25 protein-coding genes and 1 pseudogene are annotated in these 23,568 nt (G+C 34.6%); 3 read left to right on the top strand and 23 right to left on the bottom strand.

The genetic code is table 11. The annotated features are described in order from the left end of the window. Nucleotides 1-110 precede the first annotated feature (110 nt). Nucleotides 111-431 (bottom strand): nuclear transport factor 2 family protein, encoded by a 321-nt coding sequence (locus B0A68_RS09150; RefSeq protein ID WP_035679993.1) that lies wholly within the window; start codon nucleotides 429-431, stop codon nucleotides 111-113. 89 nt (nucleotides 432-520) lie between these two features. Then, on the bottom strand, nucleotides 521-1,315 hold the full coding sequence (locus B0A68_RS09145; protein ID WP_035679995.1) for an SDR family oxidoreductase: 795 nt from the start codon (nucleotides 1,313-1,315) through the stop codon (nucleotides 521-523). Between the two features lie 124 nt (nucleotides 1,316-1,439). Here B0A68_RS09145 and B0A68_RS09140 point away from each other — a divergent pair, with 124 nt between their 5' ends. Then, entirely contained in the window at nucleotides 1,440-1,826 is a 387-nt protein-coding gene (locus B0A68_RS09140) for a winged helix-turn-helix transcriptional regulator (RefSeq protein ID WP_035679998.1), read from the top strand. A 128-nt stretch (nucleotides 1,827-1,954) separates the two neighbouring features. Further along, nucleotides 1,955-3,676 (top strand): FAD/NAD(P)-binding protein, encoded by a 1,722-nt coding sequence (locus B0A68_RS09135; protein WP_035680000.1) that lies wholly within the window; start codon nucleotides 1,955-1,957, stop codon nucleotides 3,674-3,676. 2 nt (nucleotides 3,677-3,678) lie between these two features. On the opposite strand, the gene B0A68_RS09130 is transcribed toward B0A68_RS09135, so the two are convergent. From B0A68_RS09130 to B0A68_RS09050, 17 genes are all read right to left on the bottom strand, one after another. Further along, nucleotides 3,679-4,788: a serine hydrolase domain-containing protein gene (locus B0A68_RS09130; RefSeq protein WP_035680003.1), complete on the bottom strand. Its 1,110-nt coding sequence runs from the start codon at nucleotides 4,786-4,788 to the stop codon at nucleotides 3,679-3,681. Nucleotides 4,789-5,031: 243 nt separating this feature from the next. Beyond that, nucleotides 5,032-5,850, bottom strand: coding sequence for an alpha/beta fold hydrolase (locus B0A68_RS09125; protein WP_035680006.1), 819 nt, complete (start codon nucleotides 5,848-5,850; stop codon nucleotides 5,032-5,034). Between the two features lie 230 nt (nucleotides 5,851-6,080). Continuing rightward, on the bottom strand, nucleotides 6,081-8,447 hold the full coding sequence (locus B0A68_RS09120; RefSeq protein WP_051892415.1) for an FdhF/YdeP family oxidoreductase: 2,367 nt from the start codon (nucleotides 8,445-8,447) through the stop codon (nucleotides 6,081-6,083). Between the two features lie 51 nt (nucleotides 8,448-8,498). Then, entirely contained in the window at nucleotides 8,499-9,371 is an 873-nt protein-coding gene (gene fdhD, locus B0A68_RS09115; RefSeq protein ID WP_035680008.1) for a formate dehydrogenase accessory sulfurtransferase FdhD, read from the bottom strand. A 114-nt stretch (nucleotides 9,372-9,485) separates the two neighbouring features. Next, nucleotides 9,486-10,001: a DsbA family protein gene (locus tag B0A68_RS09110; protein ID WP_035680011.1), complete on the bottom strand. Its 516-nt coding sequence runs from the start codon at nucleotides 9,999-10,001 to the stop codon at nucleotides 9,486-9,488. Nucleotides 10,002-10,209: 208 nt separating this feature from the next. Further along, complete coding sequence (locus tag B0A68_RS09105; protein ID WP_035680013.1) at nucleotides 10,210-10,662, bottom strand: redoxin domain-containing protein; 453 nt, start codon at nucleotides 10,660-10,662, stop codon at nucleotides 10,210-10,212. 506 nt (nucleotides 10,663-11,168) lie between these two features. Beyond that, nucleotides 11,169-11,720: an antibiotic biosynthesis monooxygenase gene (locus B0A68_RS09100; RefSeq protein WP_035680016.1), complete on the bottom strand. Its 552-nt coding sequence runs from the start codon at nucleotides 11,718-11,720 to the stop codon at nucleotides 11,169-11,171. Nucleotides 11,721-11,778: 58 nt separating this feature from the next. Further along, nucleotides 11,779-12,747 carry an NAD(P)H-quinone oxidoreductase gene (locus B0A68_RS09095; protein WP_035680019.1) on the bottom strand — a complete coding sequence of 323 codons (969 nt, stop codon included), beginning with the start codon at nucleotides 12,745-12,747 and terminating at the stop codon, nucleotides 11,779-11,781. Between the two features lie 11 nt (nucleotides 12,748-12,758). Continuing rightward, nucleotides 12,759-13,190, bottom strand: coding sequence for a lipocalin-like domain-containing protein (locus B0A68_RS09090; protein WP_035680022.1), 432 nt, complete (start codon nucleotides 13,188-13,190; stop codon nucleotides 12,759-12,761). Between the two features lie 52 nt (nucleotides 13,191-13,242). Further along, nucleotides 13,243-13,800 (bottom strand): hypothetical protein, encoded by a 558-nt coding sequence (locus B0A68_RS09085; protein ID WP_035680025.1) that lies wholly within the window; start codon nucleotides 13,798-13,800, stop codon nucleotides 13,243-13,245. A 636-nt stretch (nucleotides 13,801-14,436) separates the two neighbouring features. After that, nucleotides 14,437-16,644, bottom strand: coding sequence for an ATP-binding protein (locus B0A68_RS09080; protein ID WP_035680027.1), 2,208 nt, complete (start codon nucleotides 16,642-16,644; stop codon nucleotides 14,437-14,439). 267 nt (nucleotides 16,645-16,911) lie between these two features. Further along, complete coding sequence (locus tag B0A68_RS09075) at nucleotides 16,912-17,607, bottom strand: LytR/AlgR family response regulator transcription factor (RefSeq protein ID WP_035680030.1); 696 nt, start codon at nucleotides 17,605-17,607, stop codon at nucleotides 16,912-16,914. Between the two features lie 46 nt (nucleotides 17,608-17,653). After that, nucleotides 17,654-18,127, bottom strand: a complete 474-nt coding sequence (locus tag B0A68_RS09070; protein ID WP_035680033.1) for a Dps family protein — start codon at nucleotides 18,125-18,127, stop codon at nucleotides 17,654-17,656. Nucleotides 18,128-18,341: 214 nt separating this feature from the next. Beyond that, the gene (locus B0A68_RS09065; RefSeq protein WP_035680036.1) at nucleotides 18,342-18,956 is read right to left on the bottom strand and encodes a low molecular weight phosphatase family protein; all 615 of its coding nucleotides are present in this window, start codon (nucleotides 18,954-18,956) and stop codon (nucleotides 18,342-18,344) included. 36 nt (nucleotides 18,957-18,992) lie between these two features. Beyond that, nucleotides 18,993-19,466 (bottom strand): DUF6428 family protein, encoded by a 474-nt coding sequence (locus B0A68_RS09060; protein WP_035680038.1) that lies wholly within the window; start codon nucleotides 19,464-19,466, stop codon nucleotides 18,993-18,995. Between the two features lie 47 nt (nucleotides 19,467-19,513). Continuing rightward, nucleotides 19,514-19,999, bottom strand: coding sequence for a GNAT family N-acetyltransferase (locus B0A68_RS09055; protein WP_035680040.1), 486 nt, complete (start codon nucleotides 19,997-19,999; stop codon nucleotides 19,514-19,516). A 10-nt stretch (nucleotides 20,000-20,009) separates the two neighbouring features. After that, nucleotides 20,010-20,342 carry an ArsR/SmtB family transcription factor gene (locus B0A68_RS09050; protein ID WP_035680041.1) on the bottom strand — a complete coding sequence of 111 codons (333 nt, stop codon included), beginning with the start codon at nucleotides 20,340-20,342 and terminating at the stop codon, nucleotides 20,010-20,012. A 217-nt stretch (nucleotides 20,343-20,559) separates the two neighbouring features. Between B0A68_RS09050 and B0A68_RS09045 the strand changes: the two genes are divergently transcribed. Further along, a complete protein-coding gene (locus B0A68_RS09045) occupies nucleotides 20,560-21,543 on the top strand; it encodes a YheT family hydrolase (protein ID WP_035680042.1) in 984 nt (327 codons plus the stop codon). Between the two features lie 117 nt (nucleotides 21,544-21,660). Here the strand turns inward: B0A68_RS09045 and B0A68_RS09040 are convergent, their stop codons facing one another. From B0A68_RS09040 to B0A68_RS09025, 4 genes and pseudogenes are all read right to left on the bottom strand, one after another. Beyond that, the gene (locus tag B0A68_RS09040) at nucleotides 21,661-21,930 is read right to left on the bottom strand and encodes a hypothetical protein (protein WP_035680044.1); all 270 of its coding nucleotides are present in this window, start codon (nucleotides 21,928-21,930) and stop codon (nucleotides 21,661-21,663) included. Nucleotides 21,931-22,169: 239 nt separating this feature from the next. After that, complete coding sequence (locus B0A68_RS09035) at nucleotides 22,170-22,517, bottom strand: hypothetical protein (protein WP_035680046.1); 348 nt, start codon at nucleotides 22,515-22,517, stop codon at nucleotides 22,170-22,172. A 314-nt stretch (nucleotides 22,518-22,831) separates the two neighbouring features. Next, nucleotides 22,832-23,009, bottom strand: a pseudogene (locus B0A68_RS24835) (RHS repeat domain-containing protein); the annotation flags it as partial. 43 nt (nucleotides 23,010-23,052) lie between these two features. Continuing rightward, nucleotides 23,053-23,568: a hypothetical protein gene (locus tag B0A68_RS09025; RefSeq protein ID WP_035680049.1), complete on the bottom strand. Its 516-nt coding sequence runs from the start codon at nucleotides 23,566-23,568 to the stop codon at nucleotides 23,053-23,055.

The following is a 23,568-nucleotide window of genomic DNA, read 5'->3' as shown; positions in this document are numbered from 1 at the left end:
TAAAACTTTTGAATTAGTTAGTTTGTAGAATTGAAAGACCTAAAGAGCTGTTTAACACAGCTCTTTTTTTTTCTTTTCAAATTAATAAGCACTGGCAATTTTTGCACTCATTAGTCAATCTTAAGGGACTGAATGCGCCCATCTTCAAATTTCAAATTATAGGTGAGTACAATAGGACTTCCGGGAAAAGTTCCTGACACTTCTGTTTTTAAACTGCCTTGCTCTGTATTTCCTTCAAAAACTATTGGTTTCATTACTGAATTATATTCTTTGGTGGCTTTTTCTATCCAGGTTTTTATTTCTGATTTGCCCGTGTAGTTTTTGCCTTCATCAAATACTTTTGCAGTTTCAGAAAAACAATTGGCAAAATCGGTACTGTTAAAATCGTTCTGAGCGTTTACTAACTCTTTTATTACTTCTGGTAAGTTCATAATTTGTCTGTTTTATTATTAATAATTTCTTGTTGATTCTCTGATGTATGTTTAAGATCAGTCTTTTGTTTTTTTTGCTTGTAATAAAATTATACTGTTGGAACTGTTCCTCCATCAATGATAAACTCCGTTCCGGTCAGATAACCTGCTCTTGGAGAAACCAGAAATCCGACAAGTTCAGCGACTTCTTCTGGTTGGGCAGGCCTTCCGAAAGGTATTCCGCCTAAGGCATCCATAACGCTTTTTTCAGCCTCGTCAACAGATATATTACTGCTTTGAGAAATGCGTTCCACCATTCTTTGTGATGCTTCGGTCATAATCCAGCCTGGAGAAACGGTTAGCACACGTACGCCTTTTGAAGATACTTCTTTTGATAAACCTTTACTGTAATTGATTAATCCGGCTTTTGCGGCAGCATAGGGCAGAGTAGAATCATACAAAGGCAGTTTTCCCTGAATCGATTCAATATGAATGATTACTCCACTTTTGCTTTCAATCATCTGAGGAAGAAAAACCTTATCCAGCCGAACTGGAGCCAGAAGATTGGTTTGTATGGTTTGTTCCCAATCCTGATTCGTCAGTACAGCAAATCCTCCGCCGGGAGTTTCAGAGCTTCCAAGATTGTTTACAAGAATATCCAGCTTACAGAATTTCTCATATATTTCTGAAGCAACTTTATCGGCATCTTTTGGTTTACTTAGATTTGCCGAAATAAAATACAAATCCTCATCTGGTTTTTCGGGTTGTGTTCTTGCGCTGATAATTACTTTAGCTCCCGCATTTTTTAAACGTTCGGCAATGGCTCTTCCAGCTCCTTTTGTTCCGCCAGTTACCAAAGCAATTTTACCTGATAACTCATTCTGATAATTTTGTGTATGTTCCATAATTGATTTCTTTTGTACAAATTTGAGAAGTATGCAACTTTCTCACAAGTACGGAATTACGATTCAGATAGGGATAAATTATTCCCCTATTGCATAAATCAGAGCATACGTTTACTTTTACAATATGTATGAAAGAAAAACAATACCGAACTTAAATTGCGGACTTGACCTGATTGGTGAAGTACTTTACGGAAAGTGGAAGATACGTTTGCTTTGGTTTATTAATGATGGTCATAAAAGACCAAGCCAATTACAGCGTAAAATACCAGACGCTTCTCGCAGGGTTTTGAATATTCAGTTGAACGAACTAGAACAACATGAACTGGTTGTCAAGAAGATATATCCTGTAGTACCGCCAAAAGTTGAATATAGTCTTACTGAATTTGGCGAAAGTCTGATTCCTGTAATAGGCGCTTTAGGAAGCTGGGGAGATGGTAATCAGGAACGTTTGAGGAAAGTGATTATTAAGAAATTTGAAAGTGCAGCCGATTTAGAAGAAAATCAAGAATAGAATTACGATGTTATTTAAACTTTACAATATTAGTTTATCAAAGGTATTTTATAACTTTTAGAAAATATTATGTAAGCCGGGCATAAAAGCAGTGTGTACTTTTATTGAAAATTTTAATTTTCAATTTAATGAATATCAAAAGTAAAATAAAACGAATTGCAATTTTAGGCGGCGGTCCAAGCGGACTTTTTGCTTATAAAAGATTAATTGAATCTGGAGCAAATGATTTTGAGATTGATATTTTTGAGAGAAAAACAGAACTGGGCTCCGGAATGCCTTACAGCAGGGAAGGAGCAAATGATGAGCATATAACCAATGTGTCTGATAATGAAGTGCCTCATATTGTGACACCAATATCAGAATGGATAAAAACTGCTCCTGTTGAATTATTACAAAGATTTAAAATTGATCCCGATCAATTTAACGAATATAAGGTACTTCCGAGGTTACTCTTTGGATATTACCTTGCAGGACAATTTGATTTGCTGCGAAAAATGGCCGAAGATGCAGAAATCAATACGACGGTGCATTTTGAGACTGCAGTTACCGATATTAGTTACGATACAGAAAATGCTGTTGTAAGAATTGAAACCTCAAATGAGATTAATAAAGAATTTGATTATGCCATTATCTGCACGGGGCATAACTGGCCGATACGTTATGAAGGCATTATACCCGGTTATTTTGACGCGCCTTATCCGCCTCAGAAACTTTTGCAGAAAATCAATCATGCTATTGCTGTAAAAGGTTCATCCTTAACTGCGATAGATGCCGTAAGAACACTTGCAAGACATAACGGGGTATTTGAAAAAGGAACAGATGGAAACCTTTATTTTGAATTGTTTCCAGAAAGTACAGAGTTTAAAATCATGATGCATTCCAGAAGCGGTCTGCTTCCTGCAGTGCGTTTTCATCTGGAGGATTCACATCTTTCTAATAAATTTTTATTGACGCAGGAAGAAATAGAAATACACAAAAAAAACAACAACGGATTTTTGTCGCTTGATTTTCTTTTTGAAAAAGATTTTAAAGAAATCTTCCGCCAAAAGGATCCTGAATTTTATCAGCGTATTAAAGATTTTTCAATTGAAGAATTTGTTGCTGATATGATGGAACTTCGTGAACGCCTTGATCCATTTCAGCTTTTAAGAGCAGAATACACTCAGGCAGAAAAATCAATTAGAAGACAAGAGTCAATTTATTGGAAAGAAATGCTTGCCGTTCTTAGTTTTGCAATGAACCATCCGGCTAAATATTTTGCCGCAGAAGATATGCAGCGGCTTCAAAAAGTTCTTATGCCTTTAATTTCTATTGTAATTGCATTTGTTCCTCAGAAATCCTGCGAGGAACTTCTTGCGCTTCATCAAGCTGGAGTATTAGATCTTATTCCGGTTGGAGAAGATAGTACCATTGAACCGCAAAATGAAGGAGGTATTCTCTATAAATTCTCAGACGATGCTAATGAAAATCATTCTGTTTTTTATAAAACATTTATCGATTGTGCTGGACAGCCGCATTTGTCCTATAATGATTTTCCTTTTAAAAGTTTATTGTCCCAGAAAGCCATTAGTCCGGCTCGGTTGAAATTTAAATCCGATGAAGCTGGTCAGAATGCATTCACACAAAATAATAAAATTGTCGAGAAAGATATTCAGGGTGATTATTTTCTTCATGTATCCGGAATAGCAATTAATGACAATTACCAAATTATTGATCAATACGGTGCCTATAATAAAAACATATATATTATGGCGGTACCTTATATAGGCGGTTTTAATCCCGATTATTCTGGTTTGGATTTCTGTGAAGCGGCTTCTGAGCGTATAGTAGATGAGATCGTAAAAGGATAAAGTTAATTGCCTATATCCGGAACGTAAATTTTTGCTATTTTTTCAATGATTTCTTCTGGAAAAATACCGGTAAGATTAGAAAAAAGAATGATCGTAAGATTATCTTTTGGATAAATAATAAAAGCTGCACGGCCTCCGCCGACAGAGGCAGCTGCTGGATGATTTTTACGGACAATTACGGGCCAGCCCAACGCATACGCATTTAAAAGTCCGCCAAAACCATCAAAAGATCCATCGTTCAGTTTTACAGGTTCCCAAATGGTCTCCACTTCTTCATTTGTTTTAAGAAGTTTACCAGACTGAAGACCAATTATCCATTTTGCCATTTCTTCGGCTGTTGTAAAAGCACCGGCATCACTGATCATTTTTGATGGGAATTCTTCATATGTTTCCTTTAATTTGGTGCCTTTTATATATTCATTGGTTATAAGATCCTGATTATAATAGGAATAAGTGGGACATTTGTTGGTAATTACATCATAAGAATTTCCATAGTACAACTGCTTTATTCCCAATGGATCAAACTGATTTCTGCGAACAAATTTTTCAAATGTTGTCCCGCTGTACTTTTCAATAATACGTTGTAAAATAAAATAGTTGGTCGCATTATAATTAAACTTTTCTCCCACTTTATATTGCATGGGTAATTTTTTCACAATGGACCATGCAGAATCTTGTCCCTTATTTCCAATCAAACCTTTATCATCTTCGATGTCTGGAAGTCCAGATGTGTGGCTCATCAATTGTTTAATGGTTATTTTTTTCCAATTTTCGGGGATAGAATCGATATAATGGGAAATAGGTTCGTTTATATTGATTTTATTTTGTTCTTGTAATTGCATTACGGCAACAGAAGTAAAAACTTTAGAAATAGAATTTATAGAAAAAATGGTGTTTTTTTTAACAGGTATTGAAAATGGCAGAGAAGCAGTTCCAAGTACTTCAGATAATAAAATTTTATTATCTCTAAGTACCACCAGCTGACAGCCTGGAATTTTTTTTTCATCCATTTCTTTTTTCAGACAATCAATAATTTCCTTCTTTTTGTCTTGAGATAAAACAAGATTAATAGAAAAAATTACTATGAATAAAATAAAAATTTTAATTTTCATTATGATTTAAGTTTCCCAAAGTTAAGTATATTACTTTAAAAATTGATTCAATTCAGCAAGATTCCAATGAAGATTTAATACGTTCAGAAAATAAAGAAAAGAATAATTTCAAAATAAAAATCAAACCTAAAAAACAGAAAAAAAGAAATCGGAACAAAACTAATTCTGTCCCGATTTATCTAATTTTAGTAGTACAAATTGTTCCTCTTTTTTAGAACAACTCAAAATGTAACTGGATCTTGCTTAAGATTTAAGAAAATCTAAAATATCCTTATTAATAGTTTCAGCCTCAGTAGTTGGCATTCCGTGAGGAAATCCTGGATACGAAATTAGTTTTCCATCTTTTAGAAGTTTTGCAGCTCTTGGTGCCTGATTAAAAGGAACGATTTGATCGTCTTCTCCGTGCAATACCAAAACGGGAATATCTAAACTTTTAAGATCTTCTGTGAAATCTGATTCAGAGAACGCTTTAATTCCTTCATAATGAGCCAATACAGAACCCATCATTCCCTGACGCCACCAATTGTGTTTAATACCTTCGTGAACAGTTGTTCCTTCGCGGTTCCATCCGTAAAACGGAATAGGGAAATCGTAAAAATATTGTGCTCTGTTAAAACCTGTACCTTGTCTTATTTCATCAAAAACAGATAATGGAACACCTTCTGGATTTGATTCGTTTTGAATCATTATCGGCGTTACTGCACTAATTATAATTGCTTTTGAAACACGTCCTTTTCCATATTTTGAAGCATAACGTATCACTTCTCCTCCACCAGTGGAGTGACCAATATGTATTGCATCTTTTAAGTCAAGTGCTTCTGTCAATTCTGCTACGTCTGCTGCGTAAGTTTCCATATCATTTCCTTCTGAGCTTTGACCAGAACGACCGTGTCCGCGTCTGTCATGAGCAATAACTCTATATCCTTGTTTCAGGAAAAACATCATTTGTGCATCCCAATCATCTCCAGATAAAGGCCATCCGTGGTGAAAAACTATCGGTTGTCCTGTTCCCCAATCTTTATAATAAATTTGTGTTCCGTCTTTTACTGTAATTGTACTCATTTCTTTGGTTTTAAGATTAATAAATTTAGGAGGTATCCTAATTTGTATTGTAATTAATATCTAAGTGTTTCTTTGTTTTATTTGACTTAGATTTCTTTTACAAATGTATATATGAAGCGAAGACGTTTCGATTAACCTAGATTAACTAATGAATTGTAACAGCGCTATTACTTTTTTTAATCTAAAATAAGTGCCTTAAAGTCTTCTGCTAAATATTCGTATTGAAAGAATTACATTCGATTTATCCTTTCATAAATAGCTGGATCGTGTTTCTTTACTTTTATTTTGACATATTTAGATGCCGGCATGTTGCTTTCTTTGACCACATTATTTACAGAAACTAAAACATTCGTTTCGGGAAAATAAGTGACTGTATTTCGCTCTGGAATTTCATAAGAAACGATAATAAATAAAGGTGCAATTCTTTCGATTCCATCATTATAATTAAATAAATCTACTTTTTCTCCAGGTTTAAGTCCCGCTTTTTCAATGTCTTTCTGATTCATGAAAATTACTCTGCGTTCATTTTTAATACCGCGATAACGATCGTCCATACCATAAATAGTGGTGTTAAACTGGTCATGCGTGCGTGTTGTGGCCATCATGTATTCATCTGGTTCCAGTTCGTTATCAGGAATTTCAGTTATCGTAAAAGAAGCTCTGTCAGCCGATTCTTTAGCTTTAAATTCACCATGACGCGGCGCATTTGGGAGATAAAAACCGCCTTTTTCCCGAACTCTGTTATTGTAATTTTCAAAACCCGGAATGCAATTTTCTATGGCTTCTCTCACGTCATCATAACTGTCGTGATAACGTTTCCAATCTACAACTGATTTAGCACCAAGCGTTGCCATTGCCATACGGCAGACAATTTGCATTTCGTTTATAAATTGATCTGATATTGGTTTAAGCACGCCTTTTGAAGACTGCACGACACCCATAGAATTTTCGGTGCTGATAATCTGTATTTCGTTATTTACAACATCCATATCACTTCGCGAAAGGGTAGGCAGTATAATAGATTCTTTCCCGTGTACTAAATGACCTCTGTTAAGTTTTGTAGATACACATACAAGAAGTTTCAGTTTTCTGAATGCTTCTGCGGTGTAAGTGGTATCTGGTGCTGCTGATAGAAAATTTCCTCCCATACAAAAAAGAAATTTCACTTTCTCCTCGTGGATTGCTTTTATGGTTTCAACAACATCATAACCATGTTCTCGTGGCGGATTAAAACCAAAATATTTCTGTAGTCGGTCCAATTGTTCATTGGTAGGTTTCTCATCAATCATCATGGTTCGGTTTCCCTGAACATTGCTGTGCCCACGAACGGGGCATACTCCGGCGCCTGGTTTTCCAATACTTCCTTTGATCAATAAAATATTGACGATTTCTCGGATCATGTCAACACCGTTTGGCTGTTGTGTGAGTCCCATTCCCCAGCAAACAATGATTCGTTTTTTAAAGGCGATTATTTCTGCGGCTTCAATAATTAAATCTTTAGGAACACCAGAAAGAAAGGCAAGATGATCTAAATCTAAATTTTCAAATTGTTTCTGGAAATTTTCAAAACCAGTTGTTTTATCCTTGATGAATTCATGATCAAAAACTTCACCCGGATTTTTCTTTTCTAATTCGATTAATAAAAGTTCAATGGCTTTTAAAAATGCCATATCGCCGTTTATTTTTATTGGAAGAAAAAGATCAGCAAGTTTTCCGCCTGAACCTATAATTCCTTTTATGGCCTGCGGATTATGAAATCCCATTAAACCAGCTTCGGGCAACGGATTAACAGCAATAATTTTCGCTCCGTTTTTCTTGCCTTTTTCTAAAGCGCTCAGCATTCGCGGAGCATTAGTTCCCGGATTTTGTCCGATGATTACAATCACATCGGTATCATAAAAATCTTCTAAAGTAACGGTTCCTTTTCCGATTCCGATTGTGGTTTTCAAAGCAGTTCCAGAAGTTTCGTGACACATATTAGAACAATCCGGCATATTGTTGGTTCCGAATTCTTTTGCAAAAAGCTGATACAAAAAAGAAGCTTCATTGCTGGTTCTTCCCGAAGTATAAAACGCAGCTTCATTTGGCGATTCAAGTGCATTTAAGTGTGAAGCAATTTTTGCAAAAGCATCATTCCAACTTATTGGCTGATAATGTGTACCGCCAACTGGTAAATACATCGGCTCGGTCAGCCTTCCCATTTTTCCAATTTGATAATCGTCTAATTTTGAAAGGCTATAAACAGAGTTTTCTTTAAAGAAAGCTGCCGTAACTTTTTTGGTCGTGGCTTCTTCTGCCAAAGCTTTTGCACCGTTTTCGCAATATTCACCCAAAGGAGATCGATCGTCATCAGGATCCGGCCATGCACAGCTGGAACAGTCAAAACCGCCTTTTTGATTCATCTTAAACAAAGCTTTACCACCTCTAAGAACTGCTTTATCTTCAATAAGATCATTCACTGCAGCCAGAACAGCAGGAACGCCTGCAGCCCATTTTTCTACTTTTGTGATTTTAAGTTTTGAAAGCTGGTATGGATTTTCGGCTTCGGTTAATTTATTTGCCAAACTATCTGTGTTTTGTTCTTTATCTTCCTTCATTGCATTTTTGTTTAATTGGTAGTACGATTTTGCTATCGGCGTAAATTATTTTCAGGGAGTCACTATAACAGTTTGATCAGAAGCACTGTAGATATTTAATCTGTCTTCTTTTAGAAATCCCAAAAGCGTGATATTAAATTCTTGTGCAAGTTCTACCGCAAGACTGGACGGAGCACCAATGGAAGCAATTATAGAAATCCCTGCCATTGCGGCTTTTTGAATCAATTCAAAACTGGCTCTTCCGCTGAGAAGTAAAATATGCTCATTTAAAGGCAGCGATTTATTCATCAGTGATTGTCCAATTAATTTGTCTAAGGCATTGTGTCTTCCTACATCTTCGCTTAAAAGAATCAGATCACCTTTGGTAGTAAAAAGTCCAGAAGCATGCAAACCTCCGGTAGAAGCAAAGTCACTTTGAGCCATTCTTAATTTTTTAGGTAAGTGATAAAATACAGAAGCTTCAATTTTAACTTTAGGTCTCACTAGATTCCCAAACGGACTTACCGTTTTTATAGACTGAATAGAACTTTTCCCGCATACACCGCAACTTGAAGTAGTATAAAAATTGCGATCGGTCTGCATCAAATTTGGACTGAAATTCTCTTTTAGATCAATCTGAACAATATTTTGTTTTTGCGACAAACAATTCATTTTGATGGGATAAGCTTCTTTTATATCTTCAAAAGAAGTAATAATTCCTTCTGTAAACAAAAAACCAATTGCCAGTTCTATATCATTGCCCGGAGTGCGCATGGTAACCGAAATATTCTTTTGGATTCGCTCTTTATCAGTACCATAGGATATTCTGATCTCAAGAGGTTCTTCAATTGAAAGTGTATCTAAAAGCTCTGAAATTTTAGTTCCGTCTATTCTTTGAATGTTTACATGTTTAATGGAAACTAATTCCGAATAATTTATTTCCATAAGATTGTAATTGAGTTTGCTACGTAAATTTAATTAAAAATAACATCAGAAAATAGACTTTCCTCTATAATTAAAGGCTTTTATTTGATTTTAAAACGGCGCATCCGTCTGTATTTATTTGGCGATTTCGCTCATCAGCTGTAACAAATCTTCCGGACTTCCGTTAAATTTTCTTCCGTTAACAAATAGGGAAGGAGTCCCATTTACGCCGCTCATAATACCACTTTCAAAATCAGAATCTATTTTAGTAGCTACTTCTAACTTTTTGATATCCGTATTAAATTGATGAGGGTCAAGCTCCAATTTCTCTGCTAATTCTAATAAAAAAGCTTCACTCAAATATTCCTGATTTTCGTAAATAGCGTCGTGCATTTCCCAGAATTTTCCCTGTAATGCTGCAGCTTCTGCCGCAATTGCCGCCGGGCGTGCGTATTGGTGCATTTCAGATAACGGAAAGTTTCTAAATACAAATTGGATCTTACTTCCGTATTTTTTCATCATTTCTTTAAGAACAGGATACGCTGCTCCGCAATACGGACATTGATAATCTCCGTATTCTACAATTACGATATCTGAATCTTTTTTTCCTTGGATATGGTCAGTTTTACTGACTGCTGGTTTTAGTGACATAATTAATTGGTTTTAATTTGTTGATAGTAGATTTTTAACACATAGTCCCGAAGCTTCGGGATAGATTTTATTTTCCTGGTGAAAAGAATATAAAAAGAAACTCGTTTCTCACACAGAGAACTATGCGCATTAATGCAAGTGAAACGCCTTTTTTTAAATCTATCAAACTATGTTTCTATGTGTTTAAAAAAAACTCAACATGTTAGTTTTAAAGTTTTTCTAAAGCTTCTAAGATTCCATCTGCTCCGGGGTTTATAGCCATTGGCGACAGATAACTCCATTGTATGATTCCGTTTTTATCAATTACAAAGAGTGCGCGATTGCATTCGCCTTCCTTTTCATTATAAACGCCGTATTTTTTTGCGATTTCTCCTTTACTTTCAAAATCAGCCAATAAAGGAAAGTGCAGGTTTCTAGATTGAGAAAAAGCCGTGTGGCACCATTTGCTGTCTACAGAAATACCAAAAATTTCGGCATCGTATTTCTTGAAAAATTTAAGCATCTCATTGTAAAGTGCCATTTGATCACTGCAGACCGGACTCCAGTCGGCAGGATAAAAGGCTAAAATCACATTTTTTCCTTTGAATTCTGATAAAGTGATTTTTTGGTCGGGTGTTGCGTATAATGTAAAATCTGGCGCAACTTCATTTTTCTGCAGCATAAGATTTATTTTTTAAGGTTTAGTTTTTTTGGTTTGCTACCACAATCGGAAAAATCTTTTAAAGAAGCTCTCCTTGTTGTATCTCAAACATTGGTTTTTAATTCTATTGTAAAGCTATTGAAGATATGATCGGAGTATGTTTTGAATTCGTTAGATGGGCAAAATGAGTCGTTGAATTTAGTAAGAGAAACTTTAGGAAATCATTTAGAGATCTCGATAGATTTTAAAGTGGTAAATATTTGTTTATTAGTGTTTAAATAAAAAAAATCACTGCGTAAGACAGTGATTTCGTAAATTATAAAGATGTATTTAACCAGTTGTCAATTATTCTAACACATAGAAACATAGATTTAGAATACTTAAAAAAGGCGTTTCACTTTTTTAAAATAAACATAGTTAACTATGTGTTAGAAACTCGTTTCTTTTTATTCACTTTTTTATAAATAAATTCTATGTTTCTATGTGTTTAAAGAACATTAATTTACACCCAGCAGTTATGTGTTTTATTATTTATAAAGCCATTTCTTGATCAGTTTGGTATAATTTGGCATTACGGCAAATACCATCAAAAAGACGATAAAACCGGAGTTTACCAAAGCATCAAAATAATGATATGCCGGAATTTGTAAAAACCTTAAAAAGGGGAGTGCCAGTAATGGAATCACGAGCGATAATGGATAAATGGCCGACCAGGTTACCAAGAATTGTTTCCAGCGAACGGGAATTTTATTTCCTTCATTTTCTGCATTAAAAAGAAAATCTAAACCTGATTTTATTTGGTACTTATCATTTTTTCTAAAGAAAGGATTTGCTTTTTTAATCAGCATTTTTCGGTCGTCAGATTCCATCCAGATTTTAAGATTTTCGATAGTATCAAATCGGATAATAACAGTGTAAACAAACGTTAAATGCGGAATCGGACGCACAATCTGCAAATCGATAAAACCATTTGAATTTTTGGTAATGGGAACGATTTCATCCAGCCATTTTTCATATTGTTGTTCTTTACCATCCAAAATATGGTGGGTTATTACAACAGATGCGCCTTGATTTTCCATATTACTATTTGTTTTAGGTTGATAAAAGTTGGTTTCGATTATTGTATCAGATTAAAAATTATCTAACTAGTATAATTTTGCCTGTATGTCTGCTTTCTTCTAACAATCGGTGTGCTTCAGGAGCTTCTGTAAAAGGAAATGTTTTAAAAATAATGGGTTTGAATTGTTTGGATTCTATTAAAGGCCAGACATTTTTTTGCACTTCTTTAGCCAATTGTTTTTTAAACTCATAATCTCTGCTTCTTAATGTACTTCCGGTAATAGTTAAACGTTTTGTCATCACTTTCCAAAGATCAAGATCTACATGACTTCCGCTTACGGCGTTAATATGTATTAATCTGCCTTCTGGTTTAAGGATGTTGACATTTTTGCTGAGGTAATCACCACCGATCATATCTAAAATAACATCAACTCCTTCTTCCTGCAAAATGATTTCGAAATCCTGAGTCTTGTAATTTATAAACGAATCGGCACCAAGTTCAAGGCAATTTTGTCCTTTTTCATCAGAACCGACCGTTACGATTACGCGAATACCCAAAGCATGAGCAATCTGAATTCCTGTAATGCCAATACCGCTATTGCCGCCGTGAATCAAAAGCGTTTCTCCAGATGTAAGTTGCCCTCTTTGAAAAATATTTGACCACACTGTAAAAACGGTTTCCGGCAGACTTGCAGCTTCGGCAAAAGTCAGTCCAGAAGGAATTGGAAGGCACTGACCTTCGCGCACGATGACATATTCTGCATAACCGCCGCCTGCAAGAATTGCACAAACTTTATCACCAATTTTAAAATCAGTAACATCTGGTCCGCATTCGATTACAATTCCAGATACTTCTAAACCTAGGATTTCTGAAGAAACGCCAGGCGGTGCCGGATAATTACCTTCACGCTGAAAAATATCAGAACGATTTAAGCCTGCAGCTTTTACTTCAATTAAAAGTTCATCACCTTTTATTTCCGGCATTGGATATTCTTGTAGTTTCAGTACTTCCGGAGCTCCAGGCTGGGTTATAACTATTGCTTTCATTTGATTTTTGATTAATGGTTTTTGTTAGATTGTTCAATTCTTTTCCAAGTGAGTTTATGAATTACTAATTGTGAATTACTCGTAAAAGGTTTATCGGTTTCTAAATGCAGCAATCCGTCTTTAAAAATAACTTTCCTGTTTTGTGTTTGGTCTCTCCAATTTTCAAAAAGCGAAACGTACATCGTATGGCTGACTGTTTGTTTTTCATCATCAGTTTGAAAAGGTCCAGAATAGGCGAGATAAGCGGCATTGTTTTTTGAATCCAAATTTTCAAAATCAGTATTCATTATTTGTGCCGACATATAACCATCGCCACTATAAATTATGAGGCCTTTCGGTTTGTTGCCCATCGGATATATGATTTCTCCGCCATCTAAAGGTACTTCAATCAATTCAACCAAAGTCCAAGATCCGATTAGTATTTCAAATAAGTTTTTTTTCATGATGCCCAAAAATAAAGTGAGCGTACATTAGCACGCTCTGTTTTTATTATCATTAAAAAGGCTGATTGTATTTACCTGTTAAAGCTTTGTTTTCGATGCTTTTAGCAAAGTTAGGCGTTTCTTCGTGATTGTGAGCATCAGAAGCAGCTTGTCTTGAAGCGGCTGCACCGGCTAGATTTACTCCGTGTTCTTTTAGATATTCAAACATTTGCGGTGTGGCAGTTGCATGAATTTCGTTAGTATAAAGACAAGTGTTTTCGTCGATTTTGGTTACTTTAAGTTCCCATAAAACCTGCACTTTGGTACGTCCGTTTTGGGTAATAGAATCTGAGATTGATAACATACGGCAATAATCTGGGCGATAAACAGTTGCAACATAATGCTGCACCATTAATGCGTCGCCTATTGTTTCTACATTGATAGACATTGGCTGGCCGTCATAAGTGCTGGTAATTCCCGCGCCAATATGTTGTGTCGAACAGCGTTGGTATTCTGCATCAGGAAGATTTAAAAGCCAGTCTGCGATATTTACTTTTTCAATTGGAGCATTGATAACTGCAGTTACTGCTGAATGTGATAATGCGTTTTCTTTGGTTTGAATGATTTCCATAATTTCTTTGGTTTTAAATGTTTAACTGAAGTAAATTTACCTCCTTACATTCAGCCTGCATTAGACTATTCATCGAATGGGCAGAAACACTCGTTTAAATAGCAAAATCTATCGTTTGTTGTTATCATAATTTGCATAGAATGCGTTTCCCGAGGTTGAAATCTCGGGCTGTGTTTGAAAATAGGAATGGAAAAAAACAAGAATAATAAATCTCAATAATAGGAAAACATAGCCAGTGGTTTCAACTACTGGGACTGGGACGTAATGATGATAACATCACAATTATTAAAGCACAATTAGGATCATAATTTGCATAGAATACGTTTCCCGAGGTTGAAACCTCGGGCTGTGTTTGAAAATAGGAATGAAAAAAAAAACAAGAATAATAAATCTCAATAATAGGGAAACATAGCCAGTGGTTTCAACCACTGGGAGTGGGACGCAATGATGATCACATCACAATTATTAAAGCACAATTAGGATCATAATTTGCATAGAATGCGTTTCCCGAGGTTGAAACCTCGGGCTATGTTTGAAGATAGGAAAAAATAAAAAAAGAGACTGCTTTTTCGAACAGTCTCTTAGTGAATAATATATAGTAAGATGATTTTTTTGAATTGAAAACTATTTGTTTTTTTACAGAGATTCTAAGAATATTTTTGCTTCAACAAGTGATAAATTGAGAATGCTTTCTACATCGTCTAAAATTTGTTGTAAAGTTGTATTTTGCTCTGAAGCCGTTTCAAGAATGTCGAGTTTTTCTTCTAAAAGCGGTAACAAACCCATTATTGCGACGCTAGATTTTAAATCGTGAGCAGTTAGTTTTGTCATTTTAAAATCCTGATTTTGATAAGCTTTTTTTAGTTGTTCCAAATGCCGTGGCACATTGTCAATAAATTGCTTGGTCACGGTTTCTTCAAAAGCTTTGTTACCACTGCTAACTGACTTCATGTAAGTAAGATCAATGTATTCAAAAACTGGATTAGTTTCTCTTACGTTTATTTCTTCTGATTTAGATTCTTTCAGTCCGAAACTAGCAATTAATTTAAAAAGCTCTTCTTCTTTAATAGGTTTAGAGAGGTATTCATTCATACCGCGGCTCAGACATTTTTCTCTTTCACCAGGCAGTGCATGCGCCGTCATAGCAATTATCGGAATATCTAATTTTAAGATTTCACGGATTTGCTGCGTTGCCGTATATCCGTCCATTTGAGGCATTTGTAAATCCATCAGAACAAGATCACAATCTTTTTTTCTTAGATATTCAACGGCTTCTAAACCATTAGATACCATATCAAAATCAATATTCCATTGCGATAATAAATGTTTCATCAAACTTTGGTTTATGGCATTGTCGTCTACAACTAAAACTCTCAAAGCCGTATTGGAAATATCTTTAAAGTGATCCACATTTGCAACCGGAACTGCATTAAGCTGTTCTTTAGCAATTTCATACGGAATATAAAAACTGAAAGTCGTTCCTTTTCCACGTTCACTGCTTACTTCGATATCGCCGTCCTGCAATAAAATCAGCCTTTTTACAATTGATAAACCTAACCCTGTTCCACCATAATTTCTGGTTGTAGAATCTTCGCCCTGATTGAATCTTTCGAAAACTTCGTCTAGTTTTTCTTTATCAATTCCGATACCTGTATCTATAATTTTAAAACCCAGAGCAACCTGATTTTCGTTTTGTTCTTTGTTATAAACTTCGATACTTACTGATCCCTGATGCGTAAACTTTATTGCGTTGCCAATAAGGTTTACTAATATTTGCGTCAATCTGGTGGCATCACCAATTAAAGTATCGGGAATTGAAGTTTCAATCTTACTCGAAATCGTTAGTTTTTTTTCTTTTACACGTTCTGAAAAAAGCGTTTCAACCGAGTCTAATAATCCATTGATGCTGAATATTCCGGGTGTAATGCGCATCATTCCTGCTTCGATTTTAGATAAATCGAGTATGTCATTAATAATGGTCATTAAGTTTTCTCCGGACCGCTGAATGGAACTTACAAATTCCGTTGCTGTTTCATCTAAAGGTCTTTTCTGCAATAAATTGGTAAATCCTAAAATACCACTTAACGGCGTTCTTATTTCATGACTCATATTGGCCAGAAAGTTTTCTTTGGTTTGTGCTGCAACAGATGCTTTTTTCTCTGCAATATCCAATTCCTTAATCAAAAAATGCTGTCTTCTAAATTGGCGCATGATATGATAACCAATTACAGCACCGCTTATTACCAATAATATTAATAGAGAAATGTCATAGAGTTTTGCTCGTTCGCCCATTTCGTTACTTAGATTGCTGAGTTCAACCATCCGCACTTGACGCTTATGATAAATTTTTGCCGTAATATCAGTAATTTCATTAGAGATCATTCGCGCACGCGGATTGGCTATAGAGGTATTATCATCCATATTTCCCACAGAATCATAGCGATGCAGAAGCTTTCCTTTTGTAATCATTTTATCTTGCGCAAGAACTCCCAGTCTCTGAATTAAGTTTTCTTCTTCAGGATCTGAATTGTCTACGGATAAGGAATCGAGAAAATTTCGAATCTGCTTAATCTTCTGATCAATTCCTTCCAGATGAGTGGTGTCATTGGTAGCAATAGAAGCTCTGATTCTGCTTTCAACTCCCAAAATATCACGGTCGATTTCTCTTAAATGATTGCTTGAACGCAGCTCGCTTAAAAGTGTATTGTTGTTTCGTATGAGCTCTTTAGTATTTCTGGCCGAATTAATTTGTACAGCGATCAATAAAACGCTGCACAAAATAAAGCTGCTTATTATAAAATAGCTAAAGCGTTTGTTGCCCATTACGGTAGACGTATTTATCATAAAATAAGTGTAAATGAAATTGTATTATCTTAACTCGTTGAGTGAAATTAATTCTAACACATAGAAGCATAGATTTGGAAACTTTAAAAAAAAGGCGTTTCACTTATTTTAACGCACATACTTTGCTATGTGTGAGAAACGAGTTTCTTTTTGTATCCTTTTTATATAAAAAAAATCTATGTTTCTATGTGTTTATTTTTTGCTAAATACAAACAATGGATCATTTTAATTTAAATGGGGCAGAAGTTTCAGCTGAAATAATGCTGTTTAAAAAACATTCATTCTCGTGTTAAGCGCTTTTCGATAAGCATCGGCAACGGGAATAAATTTTTTATTAATCATAATACCGCCATCTTGTAAAGTGTCAATTTTACTCAGTGAAACAATATAAGAACGATGCACTCTAATGAAATCATCTTTTGGCAGACGTTCTTCGGCAGTTTTCATTTTGCCGTGTATGGCAAACATTTTTTCTTTGGTGTAAAACTTTACATAATCGCCCATTGCTTCTGCATAAAAAATATCATCCAGTTTTAAGCGTCTTGTAATATTGGAATCTCTAACAAATAAAAATTCTTCTTTTCCAAATTGCACATTCTCTTTTCGGCTTTCTATTATAGACTGCGCTTTACTTATCGCCTGTAAAAATCGTGATGGAGTAACTGGTTTTAGGATGTAATCTGCGATATTCAATTCAAAAGCTTCCAGCGCATATTCCTTTTTAGAAGACGTAAAAATGATGATGACATCTTTGCCTGATAGATTTTTTGTCAATTCTATTCCAGTCATTTCCGGCATTTCAATATCCAAAAAGATCAAGTCTACATGATTTTCCTGTAAATGATGATACGCCTCAATGGCATTACAATATTCATTTACAACTATAAGATTCGGAATTTGTTTTGCCAAATGAGACAAAGTGGTTCTTGCAATATCATTGTCATCAACGATCAACGCTTTCATGGTATTTGGTTTTGGGTTTAGACAAATATACTTATTCCTATTTATTTTATCTAAAGTAAGAACGGATCATCCAGGCCATTTCTTCGTGCACTTCTATTAAACCTGTAATAAAATCGCTAGAACCATAATCTTTGTAATCGTTGGCAAAAGGAGTGATGTTACCGCGAATAAACTCTATAATGCTTTCATGATCATTCAATAAATCTTTCATGAAACCCAATCCGTCATTTGTTCTATCGCTGTATTCTGTAAGATGCGTAAGTTCAAGATACGATTTTAGAGTTGCTGGTGCGTAATGGCCAATTTTTCGCATACGTTCGGCAACGCTGTCAATGATCTCATCTAATTGTTTGTACTGATTTTCAAAGAAAATGTGATTTGCATGAAAATTATCACCTGTAACATTCCAGTGCGCATTTCTGGTTTTGGTATAAAGTACAAATTCATCGGCCAATAATTTTGCCAATTCATTAGAAACTGCGTCTGTGTTTTTTTCTGTAAGACCTATGGTTGCTTTCATAATCTAGAGTTTTAATTTATAAGCAGGATTGCTTTGTTTTCTTATGTAAAGGTCATTAGAAAACTTCTCCAGAATATTTGGTTTTCGGTAAACAGGCAAAATCAGTCGTTGAAATAGGAAATTGAAAAAATTAGCTCAAATGAATGCTATTTATTAGTTTATGACTGTTTTGAACTATATTTCAGATAACGGTACAGCATTATCGGTGAGCATTTTATCGTTTGATTTGTGAGAATACATAAAACATTTCAGTTCCAATTTGAAGACTCCGCTGCAAGTATATTTCTTTTTGCTGCGGAGTTCCATCTGAAACTTTTGGATCTTCAAAAGTAATCGGAATTCGTTTTATAGCACCTGCAATAAACGGACAGCCTCCGTCAGCTTGTGAGCAGGTCATGATTGCTGCAAACTCACTTTCAGGATTAAAATCATCATCATAAGTTTTAGAGAAGCCGATAATAGGTGCTTCGTTCGATGAAAATTTTATGGAATATACAGGATTTTTGCCTTCTGAAATTTTTACGATCTTAAATCCAGAATACACTAAAGTTTCGGCAGCTATCGGGAACAAAGCAGTGGCTTCTGTACCGCCAGAATAGCAGAAAACATTTTTTATATTATAATGAAAAGCAGCAGTCTGCGCCCAAACCTGAGATAAATGGCTCCTTCTGGAATTGTGTGTGCAGATTAAGTTCAATCTGATTTCCTTTTTATTATTTGCTTTGTTTTGAATAAAGTCAACCAAAGGCTGCAATATACTTTTACGTTCTTCAGAAATCTGCTCAAAATTAAATGAGCTGATTGTATTTTCTATTTTAGGATACAACATAGTTCTAAAACGTTATTGGTCATTTGATTACGAAAATTAACAACATCCTCCGCCAGGTGTGCATGAGTTTGAATTGTCTGCGTTTAACTGAGAAAATTGCACCTTAGGTTTGTTTGATGGAATTCCGCATTGATCCTGAGCCAGACAGGCAGTTTGTTTATTTATTAAAATGAAATTTTTACCATTAAACCCTAAATCGTATTTACCAATAGTCGTATCCTGATATTCTACTTCAATTTCATGATCTTCAATCCCTAATACTTTTTCTGAAAGTTCAATGATGTGAATTAGTTTTTGAGGTTTTAATCTGTGCTCATAATCATTGGCGTCCCAAAGCTGAAAATTGACCACAGTTTCCTTTCTGACGACTCCGCCGCAATCAATAAAGTTTTTAGTAATCAGGCCGACTTCAGTTACGTGGAAATATTCGGGAACAAAAATTCCGTTTGGGAGTTCAAAATTGACAGTTTCAACTGCAGTTAGTATTTGTTTAATTTCTGAAAGTTTCATGATTTTTAATTTTTTAGTTATCTAAATATGTTTTTTGAAAATTGTAATTAGATCAAAAGTTTGCTTCTTCTTTCGAGCAGAACAGTATCTCTCCAAATTCCGTACTGTCTGCCAATTTTTTCCCGAACACCTAAAATCCTGAAGCCTGCTTTTTCGTGAATGCGAAGACTTGCTGTGTTTTCAGGAAAAATCCCGGCTTGAAGTGTCCATATGCCTTCAGTCTCACTTAAATTTACAAGTCTATTCAAAAGTGCGAGACCAATTCCTTTTCCAGAATGTTCTGGATCAACATATACACTAACTTCGGCAACTCCGGCATACACGCATCGTGAAGAAACCGGTGTAAGAGCAGCCCAGCCTGTAATTGCACCATCGCCTTCGCTGACAATTCTACAGCTTTCAAGGTGTGAATTATTCCAATCATCCCAAGAAGGTGCAGTAGTTTGAAATGTTGCATTTCCGGTAGTGATTCCTTTTTCGTAAATTAACCTGACGTGTTCCCAGTCAGAAGTTAATAGATTTCTGATTTCCATAGTTCTAAGATTAGCAGCACTCGTTTCTCTTTTTTTGAAGATGAACAGTAATGTGTTCAAAAAATCCTTTTATTTTTTCTAATCCCGGCTCGTTAATGCAGTAACAGATAGAATTTCCGTCTATATTTCCTTTAATTAAACCCGCATTTTTAAGTTCCTTTAAGTGTTGTGATACAGTAGGTTGAGAAAGCGGTAATTCATTTACAATATCGCCGCAGATGCAGGTATCTACTTTTAATAAGTATTCCATGATAGCTATTCGGGCTGGATGACCCAAAGCTTTTGCTAAGACAGCAAGCTCGTTTTGATTATCTGTAAAATGATCTGTTTTTGTTGCTCCCATTATTAATATTTTTATATTGCAATATTACGATATTGTTTTTATTAAAGAAAGCGAAAACAAGTTTTATTTAATAGTTTTAATATTATCTGTTAAATTGTTAAAATATCGTAGAAAAAATCAGAATAGTGATTTAAATGAAATAAAAAAGACAGTTTTACATTACATATTGATTCATTTCTTAAATTTGTAGAACACACACAAACAAAATTTTCTTATTATGCCTGTAATTGAACAATCAGATTATAATTTCCCTTCTATTATTCATCGTAACAGGCACGTTTCTACAATATATGCAGCTTTGTTTAAAAAGTTTGAAGTTCCAGGATACACAAGAGAAAAAAAAGAGCTGAACGATGGAGATTTTATTACTATTGATTTTATTATAAACGATCCTAAAAAGGCAGTTATTTTATGTCATGGTTTAGAAGGAGATTCCCGCAGAACTTACAATAACAGCTGTGCGGCTTATTTTCAGGAAAAAGGTTTTTCAGTTTTTGCATGGAACAATCGCACCTGTGGAGGAGAAATGAACCGTCTGCCAAGACTTTACCATCACGGAGCGGTTGATGATCTGGATGAGGTAGTTCAGTTTGTTTTGAAAAAAGGATTCGAAGATGTTTATTTAATCGGATATTCTATGGGAGGTGTACAGCTTTTGAATTATTTTGGCTGGACCAAAATTGATGAGCGTGTAAAAGCAGGAGTCTGCATATCTGTTCCCACTCACATCGCTACAAGCGCAGCCGTACTCAAACAAGGTTTTAACAGAGTCTATTTGAAGAACTTTACAATTGATATTAAAAAAAAGCTGAAATACAAAGCAGCACAATTTCCTGATTTTATAAACCGGGATCAGATTGATAAAATTTCTTCTTTTGATGAAGTAGATCATTATTTTACAGCACCGCTGCATGGATTTGCCAGTAGAGATGACTATTATCAGCGCGTTTCTCCAGAATTTTCACTAAAAGATATTACGACTCCGGTTTTAATTATTAATTCTCTTGACGATCCTTTTTTAGGCGAAAGATGCTATCCGAGAGCTATAGCTCATGACAGTGCCTATGTTTATCTTGAAACCCCAAAATATGGCGGCCACTGCGCTTTTCCATTGCGTGATTCGATGCATTCGTATGCAGAGAAAAGAGCTTACGATTTTTTTACCTCTTGTAAAGAGTCTGGAGAGATTAATAACGCATAGCAGAATTTAAATAAAGAAAACTGTTTTTCTGCTCATGGCCTGAATTAAAAAACGCCTCAATAGTGAGACGTTTATAATTTTTTATTCCTTTAAATGCAAAATAAGATTAATAACTAATTATGCATTTTGTTGAAAAGACTCAGACGAAAACTCACCATCAGATTTTAAGAGGTCTTTGTATTTTGCTAAACCTATTGCTACTATCGGAATCGAAAGTTTACCAATAGCCGATGCAGCGTCTTTTTTTCCTATTTTATTTAAGTAACCAGCCAAGGCTAGAGAGCCTAATGCCCCACATAAAATATAGCTTGCCGGTACGTTAGCTATTTTATTTTCAATAAATTCTCTGATATCTTCCAGATTCTCCTGATTGATTAAGTTTTCCATAATAGTAGTATAAAATGTTGATAGTATTTATAATTTGTTCCAGCTAAAAAACAGTTGATTAGCAATAAAGTAAAATTATAAGTAAAGTATTATATCATTTTACAAATTGGAGAGTTTGGTTTACATAATTATCATAAAATTTATGGAGAGATTGAAATTTTATAAATTATAATAATAAAAAACCACCAAAGTCAGAGACATTTGTGCAACTTTTCATGAGAACACTTCTGAGAACGGATTTATTTATACACCTTACCATCACACTCAAAATTAAAACTCAAAACGGTATCTTTTTTATGAATACTAAAAACAAGTTCACTTTTCTTTTTGACAATGGTATCGCCAATTTCAATGTTGCCAGAGTAGTCAGCCCACCATCTACTGCTTCTAGCAGAGTTACAATTACATTCTTTTTTAGTAACAGGATTAATTCCTATGTAATTAAATCGACTATATTTATCTGTTAATTTTTTAACAATTAAAAGACATTCATCTGTTTTATAATTTTCTGCTAGTCCATCACAATTATAAGTAGGACTACACGAAAATAAATTCAAATAAATACATAATAAAATATATTTTCTCATAATCTTCTTTTTAAAATCTCTTAGTTCTAGTTATTTCGTAATTAGCACCATACCAGCATTGGTAATATAAATAAGACTATTTTACTGTAACACCAGAAAGAGGTACTTCAAATTGTCCTTTTTCAGTAGGTTACTTGGTCTGCTGCTTGTCCTCTAGGAGAATTTACATCCCTTCGTTTTAAACAACATTGTCAATACCTATGATTGCAGGCGGGGACTATTCATAGATGATTTAATTCCATCACCAACAGCTTTTTGTAGTTCTGCTAATGCTTCTTTACTTTTATCTCCTGTTAATGTTACATCATAAGGCGACATCCCATCTGGATCGATAAACCTCATCGGATTATTAAAAGCATAATTGTAAGGACTAAATCTTCTCATCTTTTCAGCAAGAGGATCAATGTTCATCCAGCGACCAAGTGCAGGTTCATAATTTCTCGCTCCGTAATCATACATATTAAGCCCCAGACCGTCTTGGAGTTGCTTGCCGGTGGTGTATATACTTAATAATGTGATCTACGTTATTTTATCTCTACTTCACTATACAAAGTCCTCGTAAATTAAGAGCTATATTAAATTCATCTTTGGTTAATTTTTCATCTAAATGTATGACAATATCAAAAGGACTAAATCCTCCATGTGTAATAAGATTTAAGGCAACACCTGGGATAAAATGTATTCTTTGATTATGGTTTTTATAATCCCTTAAATCAAATTGATAACTTTTACCAGATTTTATTAAATCTTTACAATCATTTTTATTTTTTACTTTTAAACTTTTTATTCTGTAAAAATATTCCTTCTTATCAATTGCCATGCCTTTTGCATAAATTATATAAAAAGTTTTTAAATCTTCAATTTTTAATATTTCATAGTATGAAGTTGTATCTCGGCTTATTTTAATTTTAGAAATACTATCGTTATATTTTTTAAGCTTAACATATTCTTCTTTAGACATCTTAACATATGTAGTGTCTAATGAAATAGTTAATTGAGCAAAACTTTTAATACTAAAAATTAAAAATGTAATTAAGAATATCTTTTTCAT

Source organism: Flavobacterium reichenbachii (genome assembly GCF_002217435.1).
In the GTDB taxonomy this organism is placed as follows: Bacteria; Bacteroidota; Bacteroidia; order Flavobacteriales; family Flavobacteriaceae; genus Flavobacterium; species Flavobacterium reichenbachii.
This window is presented reverse-complemented; position numbering and strand designations above follow the sequence as displayed.